Origin of the sequence: Streptomyces sp. NPDC126497, from assembly GCF_040302425.1 — a bacterium.
In the GTDB taxonomy this organism is placed as follows: Bacteria; Actinomycetota; Actinomycetes; order Streptomycetales; family Streptomycetaceae; genus Streptomyces.
The window spans coordinates 1-16,726 of record NZ_JBEORT010000057.1 but is presented as its reverse complement, the minus strand read 5'-3'; the positions used below and the strand labels follow the sequence as shown (position 1 = coordinate 16,726).

Here is a 16,726-nt window from a genome sequence, read left to right as displayed (position 1 = left end):
GCACCGACCACCAGTCGTGAGGGATGTGACCGCCATGGAAATGGCCATCACCGGTTCGCTGGCGTCCGACCACTTGATGGTCTTCCCGGGACGCTTCGCCGACCAGCTTCTGGCAGGGAGTCTTGACCGCGTGTCGCTCTCCTTCCTCGCCGACCACCTCGACGTGAGGAGGGGCGGCGTCGGGGCGAACATCGCCTTCGGGCTGGGGCTGCTCGGACTGCGCCCCGTGCTCGTGGCTTCGGCCGGCGTGGACTTCGCCGAGTACGACGCGTGGCTGCGCGCGGCGGGCGTGGACACCTCGTGGGTGCGTGTGAGCGAGACCCTGCACACCGCTCGGTTCGTGTGCACCACCGACGCCGACCAGAACCAGATCGCCACCTTCTACGCCGGAGCGATGGCCGAGGCCCGGCACATCGACCTGCGCCGGGTGGCGCGCGAAGCGGCGCCGCTCGCAATGGTGCTCGTCGGCGCCGACGATCCCCAGGCCATGCTGCGGCACACCGCCGCCGCCCATGAACTGGGCATCCCCGTGGCGGCCGATCCCTCCCAGCAGCTGGCGCGGCTGGAGAAGGACGAGGTCCGCCTCCTGACGGACGGCGCCCGCCTCCTGTTCACCAACGAGTACGAGGCCGCGCTGCTGCAGGAACGCACGGGCTGGACCAGCCGGCAGGTGCTGGCGCGCGTCGGCACCTGGATCACCACCCATGGCGCCGACGGCGTGCTGCTGTCCCGCGCCGGGGAGACTCCGGTGAAGGTGCCGGCCGTCCCCACGGAACACGTCGTCGACCCGACGGGCGCCGGCGACGCGTTCCGCGCCGGGTTCCTCGCGGGCGTCGCCGCAGGACGGTCCCCGGTGCGCGCGGCCCAGCTCGGCTGCGCCGTGGCGACCACGGTCCTGGAGTCCGTCGGAACACAGGAGTACAAAATCGTCGCCGCGGACCTGGTGGGCCGCGTGGCGCACGCCTACGGTCCCGAGGCCGCCGGCGACCTCGAGTCGAGTCCGGTGTTCGCGGGATGACCGGGAAGGCCGACGGAGGGCTGCGCGCGGCGCTCGCGCGCCCCACGCCCACGTTCTCGTTCGAGTTCTTCCCGCCGAAGACGGAAGCCGGTGGCCGCGCGCTGTGGGACGCGATCCGCCGGATCGAACCACTGGCCCCGGACTTCGTGTCGATCACCTACGGGGCGGGGGGCACGTCGCGCGACCGCACGGTGGAGGTCATCGAACGCGTCGCCGCCGAGACCACCCTGCGGCCCGTGGCGCACCTCACGGCGGTCGGGCACTCCGCGGGCGAACTGCGCCGCGTCATCGGACAGTACGCGGACGCCGGTGTGCGCGACGTGCTGGCGGTGCGCGGCGATCCCCCGGGAGATCCGCGGGGTGTCTGGTCCGCGCATCCCCAGGGCTTCACCCACGCCTACGAACTGGTCGAACTCATCCGGTCGCTGGGGGACTTCACCATCGGGGTGGCGGCCTTTCCCGAACGCCACCCGAGGTCGCCCGACTGGGACTCCGACATCCGGCACTTCGTGGCCAAGTGCCGGGCGGGGGCCGACTACGCCATCACCCAGATGTTCTTCGACGTCGAGGACTACCTGCGGCTGCGGGACCGGGTGACCGCGGCGGGCTGCGACACCCCGATCATTCCGGAGATCATGCCCGCCACCGACGTACGCCAGATCAGCCGGTTCGCGCAGCTGAGCGGCTGTGCCTTCCCCGAGGACCTGGCGCACGCCCTGGAGACCGCCCGCGACGATCCGGCGGCCGGTCACCGGATCGGGGTGGAGTACGCCACCGCCATGGCGGAGCGGCTGCTCGCCGAGGGGGCGCCGGGGCTGCACTACATCACCCTCAACCGCTCCACCGCGGCCATGGACATCCACCGCAACATCGCGCCGTCGTGGACCGCGCACCCGTCCGGAGCCGGTCGTGGCGCCGTGCCGGCGTGACCGGCTCCGGACGGCCCCCGGTCAGACCTCGGCCTCCAGCAACCTGCCGAGCAGGGAACGCAGTTCGTCCTCGCCGTCGGCACCGAGAGCCTCCCGGGTGTCCGACTGCATGCGCTCCCCCGCCTCGTACAGGGAGGGCCTCAGTGCCCGGCCGCGGTCGGTGAGCTCCAGGGCGTAGCGGCGGCGGTCGTGCGGGTCCTTCCCGCGGGACACCATCCCCGCCTGCACCAGCTCGTCGACCACCTCGGCGGCGGCGGGCTCGGTGATCGCCAGGTGCTGCGCCAGCCGCTGCTGCGGGCAGGGGCCGAGCTCGTCGATCGCGGTCAGCGGGCCGAAGTGCCTGACCCGCAGGCCGAGGCCGCCGAGGAGGGCGTCGAAGGTGCGCCGCTGGTTGAGGTGGGCCTGGGTGACGAGGTATTCGATGCTCTGGGTCGCGGGCTGCTCCGTCGCGGGCAGCAGCCTGCTGAGGAGCGTGGTCAGCCGCTGCTGCTCGTGAGGCGTCAGAGCCGCGGCGATCCGCGCGTTCCGGCGGGCCATGGCCTCGCGCATCTCGTCGAGCGCGGCGCGTCCGGCATCGGTCAGCGACAGGACGTACGACCGGCGGTTGGCCGGGTTCCTGGTCCGGGACACATGACCGGACTCCTCCAGCCGGTCGATGAGCCGGACCATGACGGTCCTGTTGATGCCCAGACGCTCGGCGAGGTCCTTCTGCGAGCGGGCGTCCCCGTCCGCCAGCACGTCCAGGAGGACGAAGTCGCGCGACTGCGGGGCGTCGTCCATCGCGTCGACGGCGAACCGGGAGAACACCCGGCGCAGCAGGTCGCCGAAGTACCCGTGCGTCGGGGTCCGCGCGATCCGGTCCTGGGCCTCCTCCGGCTTGATGACGCTCACCCTGCTGCCTCGATTCTGGTCGGCGCCTTGTCAGCCTCTCAGTCTATCAAAGGGTGATAGTTGGGTGTGTGATTAATTGGGATGTAGACAGTTTGGTTGGTGCACTGTACCTTCGCCTAGGTAACTGGGAAGGCCGGGGGAGTGGGCGTCTGGCCTCATCGAAAAAGTGGAGGAGTCCATGACTCTGAGTGAAGAACCCGAAGTGATCTCACGGGCGGGGGCCCCGTCCGGGGACGAGCCCAAACTGGGCCTCGCCCTGCTGGTCATCGCCTCGGCCCAGCTCATGCTCGTGCTGGACGCGACCATCGTCGGCGTCGCCCTGCCGAGCATCCAGAACTCCCTCGACCTCGCGGCCGGGGACCTGAGCTGGGTGATGAGCGCGTACCTGCTCACCTTCGGCGGTCTGCTGCTCGTCGGCGGACGGTCGGGCGACCTCTTCGGCCGGCGGAAGGTCTTCTCCATCGGCCTGGTCATCTTCACGATCGCCTCGCTGATCGGCGGCCTGGCCACGACCGGGGCGGTGCTGATCGGGGCGCGTGCCCTGCAGGGCGTGGGCGCCGCGCTGACCGCGCCCACCGCGCTGTCCCTGCTGGCCTCCACCTTCCCGGCGGGGCCGGCGCGCAACAAGGCGATGGGGGTGTACGGCGCGGTCGGCGGGCTCGGCTCCGTCGTCGGCCTGATGCTCGGCGGTCTGCTGACCGAGTACCTGAGCTGGCGCTGGGTGCTGTACGTCAACATCCCGATCGCGTTGCTGGTGCTGTTCGGCGTCTCCGTGCTGAGGGAGGGCGAGCGCGAGAAGGGCGGCATCGACCTGCCCGGCGCGATCGCCGTCACGCTGGGCCTCGGTGCGCTGATCTTCGGCATCAACGAGGCGGACACGGAGGGCTGGACGAGCGGGCGCACCATCGGGCTGCTCGCCGTCGCGGTCGTGCTGCTGATCGTGTTCCTCGTCATCCAGCGTCGCAGCAGCTCCGCGATGCTGCCGGGACGGATCTTCCAGGACCGGGGCAGGATCGGCGCGATCACCGTGATGCTGCTGGTGGGTGGGGGAATGGCCGCCACCTTCTACTTCCTCACCCTGTACATGCAGGTGGTGAAGGGCTACACCCCGATGGAGTGCGCCATGGCCTACCTTCCGTTCGCGATCGGCATGGTGATCTCGGCGGGCGGAGTCGGCCCGCAGCTGCTGGCCAAGATGTCGGAGCGCTCGGTGGCGCTGCTGGGGCTCGGTCTCGCCACCCTCGGCACCTTCTGGTTCGCCGCGCTCGAACCGACCACCAACGCCTGGGCCGTGCTGCTGCCCGCGCAGCTGGTCGCGGGCTTCGGCCTGGGCCTGTCCTTCGTCACCGCGACGATCGTCGGGGTGCGCGGGGTGGCTCCCCAGGACACGGGCATCGCCGCGGGTCTGATCAACACGGGGCAGCAGGTCGGTGGCGCGCTGGGTCTGTCCGTGCTGGCCGCGGTCGCCCTGGCGACGCTCGACGACGGTGAGCAGACGCCCGCGCTGCTGACCGACTCCTACACCGTCGGACTCATCGGCGCCGCGCTGCTCTACCTGGTCTCCGCGATCGCCTGGGCCGTGTGCGTCAAGCCGGCGGAACGGCAGCCGCAGCCGGCGTGAGCCGTCGCGGCCGGAACGCGTGAGCCGCCCAGTTGAATCCGCCAGCGGTGCGTCGGCACCCTGCACGGGCCAGTTGGGCGGCTCACCGCATTCCGGCGACCGGACCGCAATGCCCTGACGGCGTTGCTGCAAAAGAGCCTTGACGCTCATTCCTGAATCTGTCACGCTTCTGGTGGGGGACGAGCTGTGCCCATGTCCGGGCGGCTCCCGTTTGACTCCTCCCTCCGGCCGACACGTCACGGCCCTTTTCTTTACCGCAGTGTTTCCTGAATGATTCCGATCATTTCACCGAGCCTTAGCCGGGTCGTTTTCCCGCAGCTGTGCCGAATCGACTTCCGGCAGCTCGGCGGACGGAAACGCATTCCTTCCACCTTCGGGCCGCCGCCGGGCCCCACCCACGCGTGGTCCCGGCCGCGCAGGCGCCCGTCACCACCTCGGCACGACCCGGAGTCGTACCGGTACCGGCACTGAGAGAGGACAGATCACATGTCAGAGAACCACGACGGCGGCGTCCCGGACCTCGAGCTCTGGCGGATGGCCGACCTGGTCACCCCCATGTCCGTGCGGGTGGCCGCGACCTTCCGGGTGGGTGACCACATCGCCGCCGGCCGGAAGACGTCGGAGGCCATAGCCGAGGCGGCCGAGCTGGACGCCGTCGCCCTGGACTGCGTTCTGAAGCACCTGGTGACGGTGGGACTGCTGAGCAACGACGGCGAGGGGTACGAGCTGACGGACAAGGGCCAGGCCCTGCGCTCTGACCACCCCGGCCCGCAGCGCGCCCTGATCGACCTCGAGGGCGCCATCGGCCGCGCCGACCTGAGCTTCGTCGAGCTGGCGCACGTGGTGCGCACCGGTCAGCCGTCCCACCCCGTCCGCTACGGCGTCCCCTTCTGGGACGAGCTCGCCTCGAACAAGGCGCTCGCCGAGTCCTTCAACTCCCTGATGGCCGGGAACATCGGGGAGGACGCCGACAAGATCGCCACGGCCTACGACTGGTCGAAGTTCTCGCACCTCGTCGACCTCGGCGGCGGAAACGGCGTGCTGCTCAGCGCCCTGCTCAAGGCGCACCCCACGCTGCGCGGCTCGGTCCTCGACCTGCCCGGGACCGTGGAGCGCGCCGAGAAGTACCTGGCGGCCGCCGGCCTCGCCGACCGCGCCACCGTGCTCGGCGGCAGCTTCTTCGACCCGCTGCCCGAGGCCGACGCCTACGTGCTCTCCTCCGTCATCCACGACTGGGACGACGAGTCCTCCGTCGCGATCCTCAAGCGCTGCGCCGAGGCGGCGGGCGAGAACGGCAGGGTCTTCGTCATCGAGGAGACCGGGGTGGACGGCCAGTCGCCCGACACCGGCATGAACGTGCGGATGCTCGCCTACTACGGCGGCAAGGAGCGCACGCTGGACGACAACATCGAACTGGCCCGCGCCGCGGGCCTGTCGGTCGTCGAGGTGCACCAGGCCCCCGGACGGGTGGCCACCCGGTCGGTGATCGAGCTCCGCGTGGCCTGAGGCGGAGAGGCCGACCGCGCGGGCCGGGGACGACGAACCGGCCGCCCCGCGCGGCCGGAAACGACGTGCCCAGTTCCGGAACGGCCGTGCGCAATGCCGGCCGTTCCGCCTTTCCCGGGTTCCTTTCCCCGGCGGGCCGCGTCATTCCCACAGGCCGCGCGCACATCAGTCAGACCCGCCATTACTTCCATGGGAGTGAAGTCGATGTCCATTTCTGCTGCCCGTATCTCAGGGAAATGGGAGGGGACGGTCTCGCACGACGGCGAAGTGGACGACTACGCTGTCGTCTTCGAAGAAGACGGATCGCTGGCCGTCATCACGAAGAAAAGCGGCGGTTCCGGTACGTGGACCGCGACGGGTGACGACACCCTTGAATTCTCCTTCCGTGAAGTATTCAATTCGGATGTCGGGCAGATCAGTCCGAACGGTCATCGCGCCGCCTACATCCAGATCGACATCACGGCGGAGCTGTCCGGAACGACGTTCACGGGCGCCGGCAAGGCGGTCGTCCACGGCCCCGACGGGGTGGTGATCTACGCCACCGACGCGCAGACGACCGCCCGGCTGGTGTCATGACGGACGCGTCGGCCGCCGAACTCGACGCACGGATCGCCCGCCTGGCCGACCGCGCGGCCCTGGGCGACCTCGCCGAGCGGTACCTGGCCTCGCTCGACGAGGGGACGTTCGACGACGCGTGGGCCCGTTCCTTCTTCACGGAGGACGTCGAGCTCACCTTCCCGGTGGGCAGCCATCGAGGGCGCGCCGGGGTCGCCGCGTTCACCAGGGAGATCATGGAGCGCTGGGACGGCACGCACCACCACGGCTCTCCCCCGCTGGTCGAGCTCGACGGAGACCGGGCGACCGTGGCGTGGAGCCTGATCGCCTCCCATCTGCACTTCGACTCCCCCCGGCCGCCGGCGGCTTCGCGCTACTTCCAACTGGGCGGCCGGTTCGACACGTCCGTCCGACGCACCCCGGCCGGCTGGCGCTTCGCGCGCATGCGGCTGCGGATCACCTGGAGCACCGGTCCCGCCTCCGCGGCCGTGACATCGGTCGACGAGGGGACGCTCGGCACGGGCGCACTCCTCGACGGTCGCGGGGCGGGGGATTCCGGTTCGTACACAGACACTCATCTGGAGGGCAGTACGGCATGATCAGCGCAGAGAAGCAGCGTGAAGTGATCGAGCGGATCTACAGCGAGGGACTCAACGACGGAGACCTCACCGCCGCCGACCGCTACCTGACCCCCGACTTCCGCAACAACGGAAGCCACGACGACTCGATGAGCGGGCCCGAGGCGTTCAAGCACACGATCAAGATCCAGCGCAGCGCCTTCAGCGACATCAAGTACGAGATCCTCGACTTCATGTCGGACGGCGACAAGGCGGCCATCCGCTGGGTGATGCACGGCCGGCACACCGGCCCCTTCATCGGGATTCCGGCGACCGGTCTCCAGGTCGAGCACCACGGGATGATCTTCTTCCGGTTCGAGGGGGAGAAGGTCGCCGAACGGTGGGGCATCGTCGACAACTTCTCCCTCCAGCGCTTCCTGAAGTCCGGTGGCAAGCCGGCCGGCCCCCTCACCCCGGGCGGTCCCGGCGGGAAGCCCGCCGCCTGACGGCCACCGCGACTCGGCCGCCGGCGCCGGGCGGCCGCCCGGCCCTCTCCGGCCCGGCGGCAGCCCGGCGCCTCGCGTGCGGGCGACGAACCCCGAACACCTGCACAAGGAGGCAACCATGCCGGTCCCCAGGGGAGTGGCACGTTTCAATCGCCGGGTGGCGAACCGTTTCGTGGGCCCCGTCCTCAGTCGTATGCCCGGCTTCGGCAGGATCCACCACCGCGGCAGGAAGTCGGGGCGCCTGTACAGCACCCCGGTGAAGCTGTTCCGGCGCGGCCAGGACATCGTCGTGACGCTGCCCTACGGGCCCGGGTCGGACTGGGTCAAGAACGTGCTGGCGGCGGGGGGCTGCGAGATCACCACGCGCGGACACCGGATATACGTGGACAACCCGGTCGTGTTCACGGACGACGGCCGTACCGAGATGCCGGCGCTCACCCGGGCCATCCTGTCGCGGGTCGGGGCCACGGAGTTCCTCGCCCTCACCCCGGCGAGCGCGTCCGTCCGGACGAAGGGCTGAGGGGGAGCCGTGCCCGTGTCATCGACTCCCTCCGAGCCCGTACGCGTGGTGGTCGTCGTCGGATCCGCCCGCGACGGGCGGCTCGCCCCCGACATCGCACGGTGGCTGGCGGACCGGACCGACAGGCGTGACGACCTGGTCACCGACGTGGTCGACCTGGCGGACACACCGCTGCCGGCGAGCCTCGTCCCGGACGCCCCGCAGACGGTCGCGCTCCGCCCCCGGCTGGCCGCCGCCGACGCGTTCGTCTTCATCGTCCCCGAGTACAACCGCAGCATTCCCGGACCCCTGAAGACCCTCATCGACTCCTTCAACGCGGAGTGGGAGGCCAAGCCGGTCGCCTTCGTCGGCTACGGCCTGGGCCTGGCCGGCGGAGTGCGGGCGGTCGAGCACCTGCGTCAGGTCTTCGCCGAGTTCCACTGCGTCGGGGTGAAGGACACCGTCAGCTTCCCGCGGGTCCTGGAGCACTACGACGCCGAGGGCCGCTTCCCGGCCGACGCCGAGGCAGCCGCCGCCGCAGCCAAGGTCATGCTCGACCAACTCGTCTGGTGGGGCCGGGTGCTGCGCGACGCCAAGAGGCAGGGCCCCTACGGGGCCTGATCCGATCGGTGAGGTCCAAAGAGGGCCTGCCGCCACCACCCAAGCAGGAGTACCGATGGTCATAGCCGCTGCCGCGAGCAGTCCGCTTCCTCACCTGCTCATCGCCATCCCCGTGGTGATCCTGGCTTCCGGGCTGGGCGCATGGGCGGTGCGCAGGTTCGGCCAGCCCGCCGTCGTCGGAGAGATAGCCGTCGGAATCTGTCTCGGCCCGTCGCTCCTCGGCCTGGTCTGGCCCGACATGCAGCACCGCCTCTTCCCCGCCGACGTCCTTCCCTTCGTGGGCGCCCTCGGTGATCTGGGACTGCTCGCGTTCATGTTCCTGGTCGGCCTCGCCCTCAACCTCGGGCTCCTGCGGGGGCACAGCCGCACGGCGGTCGCCGTCAGCCAGATGAGCATCGCCCTGCCGTTGGTGCTGGGCGCGGCGCTCGCGCTCGGAATGTACGGGACCTTCGCGCCCGCGGGCGTGGACAAACTGCCGTTCGTGCTGTTCGTCGCCGTCTCCATGAGCATCACGGCCTTTCCGGTGCTCGCCCGCATCCTGACCGAACGGGACCTCTACCGCACGCGGACGGGCGCGGTGGCGATGGCGTGCGCCGCGGTGGACGACGTGACGGCGTGGTGCCTGCTGGCCGTGGTCGTGGCCGTGACCGGCAGCAGTTCCCCGGCGGCGGCCCTCGTGACCGTCGGACTGTCGGTCGCCTACATGGTCTTCATGCTGTACGTGGTGCGCCCCCTGCTCGTCCGCTGGGTCGCCCGCGCCGAGCGGAAGTGGTCGGACGGCGCGGTGCTGGTCGTGCTCTTCAGCGGCCTGTGCCTGTCCGCGCTGGCGACGGAGGAGATCGGGGTGCACGCGCTGTTCGGCGCGTTCGTGTTCGGCACGATGGTGCCGCGGGACCACCCGGTGGTCGAGCGGGCGGCCGCCCGGCTCCAGGCGGTGGCGGTCCCGATCCTGCTGCCCCTCTTCTTCGTCAGCACCGGTCTGAAGACGGACCTGGCGCTGCTGGTCCGCTCGGGTGAGCAGTGGCTGTGGGGCCTCGCGGTCATGGCGTTGGCGGTGATCGGCAAGTGGGGCGGCGGCAGCGTGGCGGCCCGGCTCGCCGGCCAGCGCTGGCGCGAATCCCTGGCCATCGGTGTCCTGATGAACTGCCGCGGGCTCACGGAACTGGTGGTGCTCAACATCGGACTGAGCCTCGGGGTCATCGGCACGGACCTGTTCACCATCCTGGTCGTGATGGCGCTGGCGACCACCGCCATGACCGGTCCGCTGCTGACCCGGATCCTCGGGGCCCGGCCCGAACCCGGGGCCGAGGCCGCTCCCGCCGCCGACGGGGCCGCACGTCCGGCCCGCTCCAAGGAACCGGCCGAGACCGCCTAGCGGGTCCCGCCCCGGCCTCCCGGAGGCGTCTTGGGGAAGCCGACGGAACCCGAGATTAATTGGCAAGTTGATGGTTTGGGTGAGTGACGATACCCTGGGTGTCACGGTCGGTGGAAGTAGGGAGACAGCTGTGAGTCACCAGTACAAGCTCGACATGACGATGATGTTCGCCATCCACGATGCCCTGCGCCGGGAACTGGAGCGGATCGCACGGATCACGGCCCGGACCGACGAGGACCCCAGGCACGTCCTGAGCACGGCCGTCGGATGGGAGCTCTTCAAGAAGTTCCTCCAGGTCCATCACAGGTCCGAGGACGCGACCGTCTGGCCCGTCATGCAGCGGGAGCTGGCCGGCCGTCCCGACGACCTCGCCCTGCTCGACGCGATGGAGGCCGAGCACGCGGTCATAGACCCGTTGCTCGACGACATCGACGCGGCCCTCGCCGATCGCGAATCGGGCCTCGAGCGGCTGGGCGGACTGGTCGACGCCCTCCACACCGGGCTGTCCGGTCACCTCAAGCACGAGGAGACCGATGCGCTGCAGCTGATGGACATGACCATGACGCAGGAGGAGTGGATGACCTTCAGCGCCACCCAGCGCGACGGCATCGGCGACTACGCGTACCGCTACCTGCCCTGGATCCTCGACGAGATGGACGCGGCCCGCGCCGCGTCCATCCTCGCGCACATCCCCGACCCGCTGCGGGCGGCGTACGAAGCCGAGTGGCGGGAGTCGTACGCGTCGCTGGACCTCTGGGGCGCGAGGAACGGCACGGCCGCGGCCTGAGCGGACCCCCGCGGCGACCGCGGGCAGAGACGGAACCGGTGTGCGGACGAACGTCCGCACACCGGTCGCGTATCCAAGGGGGAGGTACGGCGGTGCCGGGCGAGCCGGAGGACAGGCGTGAGACGGTCGTACGGCATCCGCCGGACGTCCCGGGCGCGATTCCCGACGCACTCTCGGGATTCGTGGCCTACCTGGTCCGCCGGGTGCACGCCCGGTTCTCCGCCTCCACGACGGAGCGGGACGCCGACGCACGCGACTACCTCGTGCTGGACGCCCTGGCCACCCGGGACTGGCTGTCCCAGCTCGAACTCGCCGACCGGCTCGGCATCAACCGCACCATCATGGTCGCGGTCGTCGACGCCCTGGAGCAGCGCGGTGAGCTCGCCCGCACCCGCAATCCCTGCAACAGGCGTTCACACGTCCTCTCCCTCACCCCCCAGGGCCGCCGGACCCTTGCCGTCCGGCGCCGCGCGGTGGCCGAGCGGGAGCGGCGGCTCACCGCGGCCCTGAGCCCGGCCGAGCACACCAGGCTGGAGGTACTGCTGTCCCGGATGCTGCCGGGAACGGAGCCGCTCCTCACCCGGGGCCCGGAGTACCTCGTCGCACAGGTCCACCACCGGCTGCGCCGGCTCGGCGACGAGAAGCTGGCGGACACCGGGCTGCGGATCCGGCACTACGGGCCGCTGCGCGGACTGCGGGAACTCGGGCCGTGCGCCCAGCAGCGGCTGGCCGGACACCTCGCGATCACCGGGCCCGCCGCGTCGCAGCTCGTCCGGGAACTGGTGGAGTGCGGGTCCGTGCGCCGGGGACGGGACCCCCACGACCGCCGCCGCTACGCACTGGAACTCACGGAGCCGGGACACGAGCACCTGGCGGTGGTGACGAACGCCGTGCACGTGCTGGAGGCGGAGATCGCCGAACTGCTCGGCCCCGGCGGCGCGGACGAGCTGCGCCCGCTCCTGTCGCGTCTGCTGGATCCCGCCGCACCCGCGGTGTGAGCGGACCGCCGGAACGGCCGCCACCCCCCCCGGGATCCCACGAGCCGGCTCCGCCGCACCCGGCACGGGCGCCGCCGCCCCGCCCTTCCGGCCCCGGCCGTCCCCCGGGCTCCGGCCGCGAACGGCGTACGCGCAGTCCGTTCCCGCCCGGGCCACGTATCGCCTCCGTCCGGTCCGCACGGACAACCGGATCACCGCGCAGCCGGCAGCCCCGGGCCCCTGCGCTTCGTCATGCGCAAGCGAGCGTCCAATCGGCGAGGAGATGCCCATGAACGTGCAGTCGGTACCGCGGACGAAGGAGGACGGGACCCCACGGGCGCCGGCCCTGCCCTCCCTCACCGGTCTGCGGTTCTTCGCCGCCATGGCGGTGTTCCTCTACCACGTGACCACCCCGCAGCTCACGCCGTTCGGCGGCGGGACCGCGCAGGAGGCGGGCCGCCTGCTCGGCGTGGCGGGCGGGCTCGGGGTCGCGTTCTTCTTCATCCTCAGCGGCTTCATCCTCACCTGGTCCGCCCGCCCGGACGACGCGCCCCGCCGCTTCCTGCGCCGCCGGCTGGTCAAGCTCTACCCCAACCACCTCGTCACGTTCGTCCTGGCCCTGGTGGTCTTCGCCGGCGCCACCGGCTGGGAGAAGTGGCTGCCGAACATCCTCCTCGTGCAGACGTGGTCGTGGGATCCGGCCGTCTCCTTCGGCGTCAACGGGCCGAGCTGGTCGCTGGGGTGCGAGCTCGTCTTCTACCTCTGCTTCCCCCTGCTGTACCGCTGGATCCGCAGGATCGACCCCAAGTACCTCTGGGCGTGGGCCGGCGGGTTCACGGCCGCGGTCATGGCGCTCCCCGCGTTCGCCTACGCCGCGCTGGCGGGCGGTCCGCCGATGCCGGGCCTGCCGGTCAACGCGGTGCAGAGCTGGTTCGTCTACCAGCTGCCGCCCGTGCGGATGCTGGAGTTCGTGCTCGGCATGCTGCTGGCCCGGATCGTGCTCACGGACCGCTGGATCGGTGTGCGCATCCACCACGCGCTCGTCCTCTGCGCCGTCGGCTACGTGGCAGCCCTCAACGTGCCCTTCCTCTACACCCTCTCCGCGACCTGGGCGATCCCCGTCGGCCTGCTGATCCCCGCGGTCGCCGTCGCCGACGTCAAGGGGCGCAGGTCCCCCTTCCGGGGCCGGGTGATGACATGGCTCGGCGAAGTGTCCTTCGCCTTCTACCTGCTGCAGGCCTCGGTGCTCACCGGCGGCGCCACCCACCTGGCGGACCACAGGCCCTTCGGCTGGGCGACCGCCCTCGGCCTCTGCCTGCTGGCCTGGGTCCTGACCCTGGCGCTGGCCCACGCGCTGTACCTGTGCGTCGAACGGCCGACGATGAAGCACTGGAGCAGGCCGCGGGCCGCCGGCCGCCACGGCGCCCGGACCGCCCCGCCCGTCCAGGACGCCGCCGTCGACCGCATCGGCACCAACTGACCCCTCCTCACGACCACCCGGCCCGGTTCGCCGTCCCAGGAGGACCGGGCCTTTCCACCCGTGCACCGACAGCCGACCAAGGATGTGGACATGTCTGATTCCGTCAACCCCGCTCAGGACACCGGTGCCGCCGCCGAGGAGCGCCCCCACCCGGCCCGTATCTACGACTTCTACCTGGGCGGGAGCGACAACCTCCCGGTCGACCGCGCGGCGGCCGAGGGATTCGTGAAGCTGATGCCGGGCAGTCCGGTGGGCGCCCGGGCCAACCGCCGCGTCCTGAACCGGGCCGTGCGCTACGCCACCCGCAACGGCGTCCGCCAGTTCCTGGACGTGGGCAGCGGCATCCCGTCGGCGCAGGCCACCCACGAGGTCGCACCCGACGCCCGCGTCGTCTACGTCGACAACGACCCGGTGGTGGCCGAGTACGCGCACCGGATCCTCGGCGGCGCCACGGACGGCCGGACGGCCTTCGTCACCGAGGACTTCCGCCACCCGGACGCCATCCTCGCGGCCCCCGAGACCAAGGAGCTGCTCGACCTGTCGCAGCCGGTGGGCGTGATCTTCGGCGCGCTGCTGCACTTCATCCTGGACGAGGAGGACCCGTACGCCCTGGTCGAGCGCTACAAGGAGGCGCTGGCCCCCGGCAGCATGGTGCTCCTCACGCACTCCAGCCCCGACTACGTGTCGCCCGAGGTCAGGGTCATCGTCGACGAGGTCTACACCAAGCTGCGCGTCCCCCTCGCCCAGCGCTCCCGCGAGGAGATCGAGCGGTTCCTCGCCACCCCCGGCTGGACGGTGGTCGCCCCCGGAGTGGTCTCCACCAACGAGTGGGAGACCGACCAGGAGCGGGCGACCGACGACGACCGCGCCACCACGCGCGAGGACGCCGCGGGCTACGCCGCCGTCGCCACGAAGAGCTGACGCCGCCCATCGACCGCACCCGACGACGGGAGACACCTCATGGCCACGAAGACGGCCGCAAGCACCACGGAGATCCCCAAGAAGGCGATGTACGACGTCATCATCCTGGGAACCGGGCTGGCCGGCTCGGTGGCGGGGACGATCATGGCCCGGCACGGCGCCAAGGTCCTGCTCATCGACGCGACGTCCCACCCGCGCTTCGCGGTGGGTGAGTCCATGACACCGCAGCTGGTGGAATGGATCCACATCCTGGCCGAGCGCCACCGCATACCCGAGCTCAAGAGCCTGTCCAGCATCAACGCCAGCACCCGCGACATCGCGCCCACGTTCGGCACGAAGGCCCACTTCGGCTTCATGAAGCACGAGCCCGGCCGGGAGCCCGACCCGAGGGAGGCGACGCAGCTCGCCCTGCCGAAGATCTTCCTGCACAACAGTCACATGTTCCGGCAGGACAGCGACGCCTTCATGTTCTACACCGCCGTCAAGTACGGTTGCGCGGCGAAGCAGAACTGGCGCGCCGCCGACGTCGACTTCGACGACGACGGGGTGACCGTCACGGGACAGAACGGCGAGGCCTTCCGCGGCAAGTACCTGATCGACGCGAGCGGTTTCCGCTCGCCGCTCGCGGAGAAGTTCGGACTGCGCGAGAAGCCGGCCCGCTTCAAGCACCACTCGCGCTCGATGTTCACGCACTACGTCGGGATCAAGCCCTTCGACGACGTGAGCGGACATCCCAAGGCGCTCCGTCCCCCCGCCGACTGGCACACCGGGACGATGCACCACCTCATCGAGCGGGGCTGGTTCTGGATCATCCCCTTCGACAACCACAAGAAGTCGCGCAACCCGCTGTGCAGCGTCGCCCTCACCATCGACGAGCGCACGTACCCCAAGCCCAAGGACATGACGCCGGACGAGGAGTTCGCCAAGTTCCTCGACATGTACCCGGCCGTCAAGAGGCAGTTCGACGGCGCCTCGCGCGTGCGGGAGTGGGTGTCCACCGACCGGCTGCAGTACTCGTCGAAGCAGACGATCGGCGACCGCTGGTGCCTGATGTCCCACGCGGCCGGCTTCCTGGACCCGCTGTTCTCGCGCGGTCTGTCCAACACCTTCGAGGTGGTGGACGCGCTGACCTCGCGCCTGATCGAGGCGCTGAAGGACGGCGACTTCTCCGCCGAGCGCTTCGAGTACGTCGAGCGGCTGGAACAGGGGCTGCTCAAGTACAACGACGACATCGTCAACAGCTCCTTCATCTCGTTCTCCCACTTCCGCTTGTGGAACGCGGTGTTCCGGGTGTGGGGCTCCTTCATCAGCCCGGGCACGATGCGGCTGACGCGAGCCCGCCTGAACCACGTGAAGGACGGGGACGTGCGCCACTTCCAGGACCTGGAGGACGCCCGGTACCCCGGTCTGTGGTGGCCGAACAGCGAGAAGTTCAAGACGCTGCTCGAATCGACCGCCGAGACCTGCGAGAAGTACGAGGCAGGTGCCCTGACCGGGGACGAGGCGGCCGACATCATCTTCCGGATGATCAAGGACTGCGACATCGTCAACCCCGCCTTCGGGTGGAAGGACGAGAACCAGCGGTTCGTCGCGCCCTCCACGCTGACGATGGCGCGCTTCCTCTACTGGGCGTCGTTCCAGGCCCCGGACGAGATGAACAACGTGGGCAAGGAGTTCCTCAAGGGGATTCTGAAGGCCGGCGCGAAGGTCAGGAAGCTGCTCTGAGCGAGGCCGGGCGGGTGCCGCAGCCGGATGTGCCGCGGCACCCGCCCGCCCGGTCCTGCCATGCGTGGCTTGCTCCCATCGATTCCACCCTTGAAGGGGAAGCACATGTCCGCAGCGCCCACGTTGATGCACGAACACCAGACGCACCCGATCGATTCGCGAGCCCTGCGTCGCGTGTGCGGGCTCTTCGTGACCGGAGTGACGGTCATCACGACGGCGGCCGACGGCCGGGCCGACGGCACGACGGTCAACTCGTTCACCTCCGTGTCCCTGGACCCGCCCCTGGTGCTCTTCTGCCTCCACCGGCGCTCGCGTCTGCACGAGATGCTGACGGCGAGCGGTGGATTCACCGTCAACTTCCTTTCCGAACGCCAGGAGAAGCTCGCACGGGCCTTCGCCGGACGCCGGCCGGAGGGGTTCCAGGACACGCCGTACCACGAGGGGTCCACGGGCCTCCCGGTCCTGAGCGAGGCACTGGCCTTCCTCACCTGTACGACCGTCGCCGTCCACGCCGGCGGCGACCACGACATCATCGTCGGCGAGGTCGTGGAGCTCGGCGTTCCGCAGCAGGGCGAGGCCCCGCTCGTCTTCTACGCGGGCGCGCTCGGAGCTCTCGACAGCGAGCTCGCCCCGCCCTCACGGCAGGCATCCTGACGTGCGCAGGGTGCTCATCGCCAACCGTGGCGAAATCGCTGTCCGGGTGGCCCGGGCCTGCCGGGATGCCGGGATCGCGAGCGTTGCCGTCTATGCCGACCCGG

At 70.5% G+C, this 16,726-nt stretch carries 18 protein-coding genes; 17 read left to right on the top strand and 1 reads right to left on the bottom strand.

The window, feature by feature from the left end; translation table 11 throughout:
- Positions 1–34 precede the first annotated feature (34 nt).
- On the top strand, positions 35–1,018 hold the full coding sequence (locus tag ABTY20_RS22525) for a carbohydrate kinase family protein (RefSeq protein WP_351998811.1): 984 nt from the start codon (positions 35–37) through the stop codon (positions 1,016–1,018).
- Positions 1,015–1,947: a methylenetetrahydrofolate reductase [NAD(P)H] gene (gene metF / locus ABTY20_RS22520; protein ID WP_351998810.1), complete on the top strand. Its 933-nt coding sequence runs from the start codon at positions 1,015–1,017 to the stop codon at positions 1,945–1,947. The genes ABTY20_RS22525 and metF overlap by 4 nt, the downstream gene beginning before the upstream one ends.
- Positions 1,948–1,968: 21 nt before the next feature.
- Here the strand turns inward: metF and ABTY20_RS22515 are convergent, their stop codons facing one another.
- Complete coding sequence (locus ABTY20_RS22515; protein WP_351998809.1) at positions 1,969–2,838, bottom strand: MarR family winged helix-turn-helix transcriptional regulator; 870 nt, start codon at positions 2,836–2,838, stop codon at positions 1,969–1,971.
- 178 nt (positions 2,839–3,016) lie between these two features.
- Here ABTY20_RS22515 and ABTY20_RS22510 point away from each other — a divergent pair, with 178 nt between their 5' ends.
- The 15 genes from ABTY20_RS22510 to ABTY20_RS22440 form a co-directional block, all read left to right on the top strand.
- Positions 3,017–4,459, top strand: coding sequence for an MFS transporter (locus tag ABTY20_RS22510; RefSeq protein ID WP_351998808.1), 1,443 nt, complete (start codon positions 3,017–3,019; stop codon positions 4,457–4,459).
- Between the two features lie 486 nt (positions 4,460–4,945).
- Positions 4,946–5,965 carry a methyltransferase gene (locus ABTY20_RS22505; RefSeq protein ID WP_351998807.1) on the top strand — a complete coding sequence of 340 codons (1,020 nt, stop codon included), beginning with the start codon at positions 4,946–4,948 and terminating at the stop codon, positions 5,963–5,965.
- A 204-nt stretch (positions 5,966–6,169) separates the two neighbouring features.
- A complete protein-coding gene (locus ABTY20_RS22500) occupies positions 6,170–6,541 on the top strand; it encodes a dehydrogenase (protein WP_351998806.1) in 372 nt (123 codons plus the stop codon).
- Positions 6,538–7,119: a nuclear transport factor 2 family protein gene (locus ABTY20_RS22495; protein ID WP_351998805.1), complete on the top strand. Its 582-nt coding sequence runs from the start codon at positions 6,538–6,540 to the stop codon at positions 7,117–7,119. The genes ABTY20_RS22500 and ABTY20_RS22495 overlap by 4 nt, the downstream gene beginning before the upstream one ends.
- Entirely contained in the window at positions 7,116–7,583 is a 468-nt protein-coding gene (locus ABTY20_RS22490; protein ID WP_351998804.1) for an ester cyclase, read from the top strand. Before ABTY20_RS22495 ends, ABTY20_RS22490 begins: the two co-directional genes overlap by 4 nt.
- Positions 7,584–7,740: 157 nt before the next feature.
- A complete protein-coding gene (locus ABTY20_RS22485) occupies positions 7,741–8,103 on the top strand; it encodes a nitroreductase family deazaflavin-dependent oxidoreductase (RefSeq protein WP_502991863.1) in 363 nt (120 codons plus the stop codon).
- Positions 8,104–8,118: 15 nt separating this feature from the next.
- Entirely contained in the window at positions 8,119–8,703 is a 585-nt protein-coding gene (locus tag ABTY20_RS22480; RefSeq protein ID WP_502991861.1) for an NADPH-dependent FMN reductase, read from the top strand.
- Positions 8,704–8,758: 55 nt separating this feature from the next.
- Positions 8,759–10,078 (top strand): cation:proton antiporter, encoded by a 1,320-nt coding sequence (locus ABTY20_RS22475; protein WP_351998801.1) that lies wholly within the window; start codon positions 8,759–8,761, stop codon positions 10,076–10,078.
- A gap of 130 nt (positions 10,079–10,208) precedes the next feature.
- On the top strand, positions 10,209–10,865 hold the full coding sequence (locus ABTY20_RS22470) for a hemerythrin domain-containing protein (RefSeq protein ID WP_351998800.1): 657 nt from the start codon (positions 10,209–10,211) through the stop codon (positions 10,863–10,865).
- A 92-nt stretch (positions 10,866–10,957) separates the two neighbouring features.
- Positions 10,958–11,863 carry a MarR family winged helix-turn-helix transcriptional regulator gene (locus ABTY20_RS22465; protein WP_351998799.1) on the top strand — a complete coding sequence of 302 codons (906 nt, stop codon included), beginning with the start codon at positions 10,958–10,960 and terminating at the stop codon, positions 11,861–11,863.
- Positions 11,864–12,131: 268 nt separating this feature from the next.
- On the top strand, positions 12,132–13,322 hold the full coding sequence (locus ABTY20_RS22460; RefSeq protein ID WP_351998798.1) for an acyltransferase family protein: 1,191 nt from the start codon (positions 12,132–12,134) through the stop codon (positions 13,320–13,322).
- Positions 13,323–13,412: 90 nt separating this feature from the next.
- Positions 13,413–14,243, top strand: coding sequence for an SAM-dependent methyltransferase (locus ABTY20_RS22455; protein ID WP_351998797.1), 831 nt, complete (start codon positions 13,413–13,415; stop codon positions 14,241–14,243).
- A gap of 39 nt (positions 14,244–14,282) precedes the next feature.
- Complete coding sequence (locus tag ABTY20_RS22450; protein WP_351998796.1) at positions 14,283–15,968, top strand: NAD(P)/FAD-dependent oxidoreductase; 1,686 nt, start codon at positions 14,283–14,285, stop codon at positions 15,966–15,968.
- A gap of 105 nt (positions 15,969–16,073) precedes the next feature.
- Positions 16,074–16,622 carry a flavin reductase family protein gene (locus ABTY20_RS22445; RefSeq protein WP_351998795.1) on the top strand — a complete coding sequence of 183 codons (549 nt, stop codon included), beginning with the start codon at positions 16,074–16,076 and terminating at the stop codon, positions 16,620–16,622.
- A gap of 1 nt (position 16,623) precedes the next feature.
- The coding region (locus tag ABTY20_RS22440) for a biotin carboxylase N-terminal domain-containing protein (RefSeq protein ID WP_133888840.1) at positions 16,624–16,726 on the top strand (103 nt) is incomplete at its 3' end.

Excerpts from the sequence above, each read along its gene's own strand:
- ABTY20_RS22525 (WP_351998811.1), top strand. The coding sequence starts at position 35 with ATGGAAATGGCCATCACCGGTTCGCTGGCGTCCGACCACTTGATGGTC.
- metF (WP_351998810.1), top strand. The coding sequence starts at position 1,015 with ATGACCGGGAAGGCCGACGGAGGGCTGCGCGCGGCGCTCGCGCGCCCC.
- ABTY20_RS22510 (WP_351998808.1), top strand. The coding sequence starts at position 3,017 with ATGACTCTGAGTGAAGAACCCGAAGTGATCTCACGGGCGGGGGCCCCG.
- ABTY20_RS22505 (WP_351998807.1), top strand. The coding sequence starts at position 4,946 with ATGTCAGAGAACCACGACGGCGGCGTCCCGGACCTCGAGCTCTGGCGG.
- ABTY20_RS22500 (WP_351998806.1), top strand. The coding sequence starts at position 6,170 with ATGTCCATTTCTGCTGCCCGTATCTCAGGGAAATGGGAGGGGACGGTC.
- ABTY20_RS22495 (WP_351998805.1), top strand. The coding sequence starts at position 6,538 with ATGACGGACGCGTCGGCCGCCGAACTCGACGCACGGATCGCCCGCCTG.
- ABTY20_RS22490 (WP_351998804.1), top strand. The coding sequence starts at position 7,116 with ATGATCAGCGCAGAGAAGCAGCGTGAAGTGATCGAGCGGATCTACAGC.
- ABTY20_RS22475 (WP_351998801.1), top strand. The coding sequence starts at position 8,759 with ATGGTCATAGCCGCTGCCGCGAGCAGTCCGCTTCCTCACCTGCTCATC.
- ABTY20_RS22460 (WP_351998798.1), top strand. The coding sequence starts at position 12,132 with ATGAACGTGCAGTCGGTACCGCGGACGAAGGAGGACGGGACCCCACGG.
- ABTY20_RS22455 (WP_351998797.1), top strand. The coding sequence starts at position 13,413 with ATGTCTGATTCCGTCAACCCCGCTCAGGACACCGGTGCCGCCGCCGAG.
- ABTY20_RS22450 (WP_351998796.1), top strand. The coding sequence starts at position 14,283 with ATGGCCACGAAGACGGCCGCAAGCACCACGGAGATCCCCAAGAAGGCG.
- ABTY20_RS22445 (WP_351998795.1), top strand. The coding sequence starts at position 16,074 with ATGTCCGCAGCGCCCACGTTGATGCACGAACACCAGACGCACCCGATC.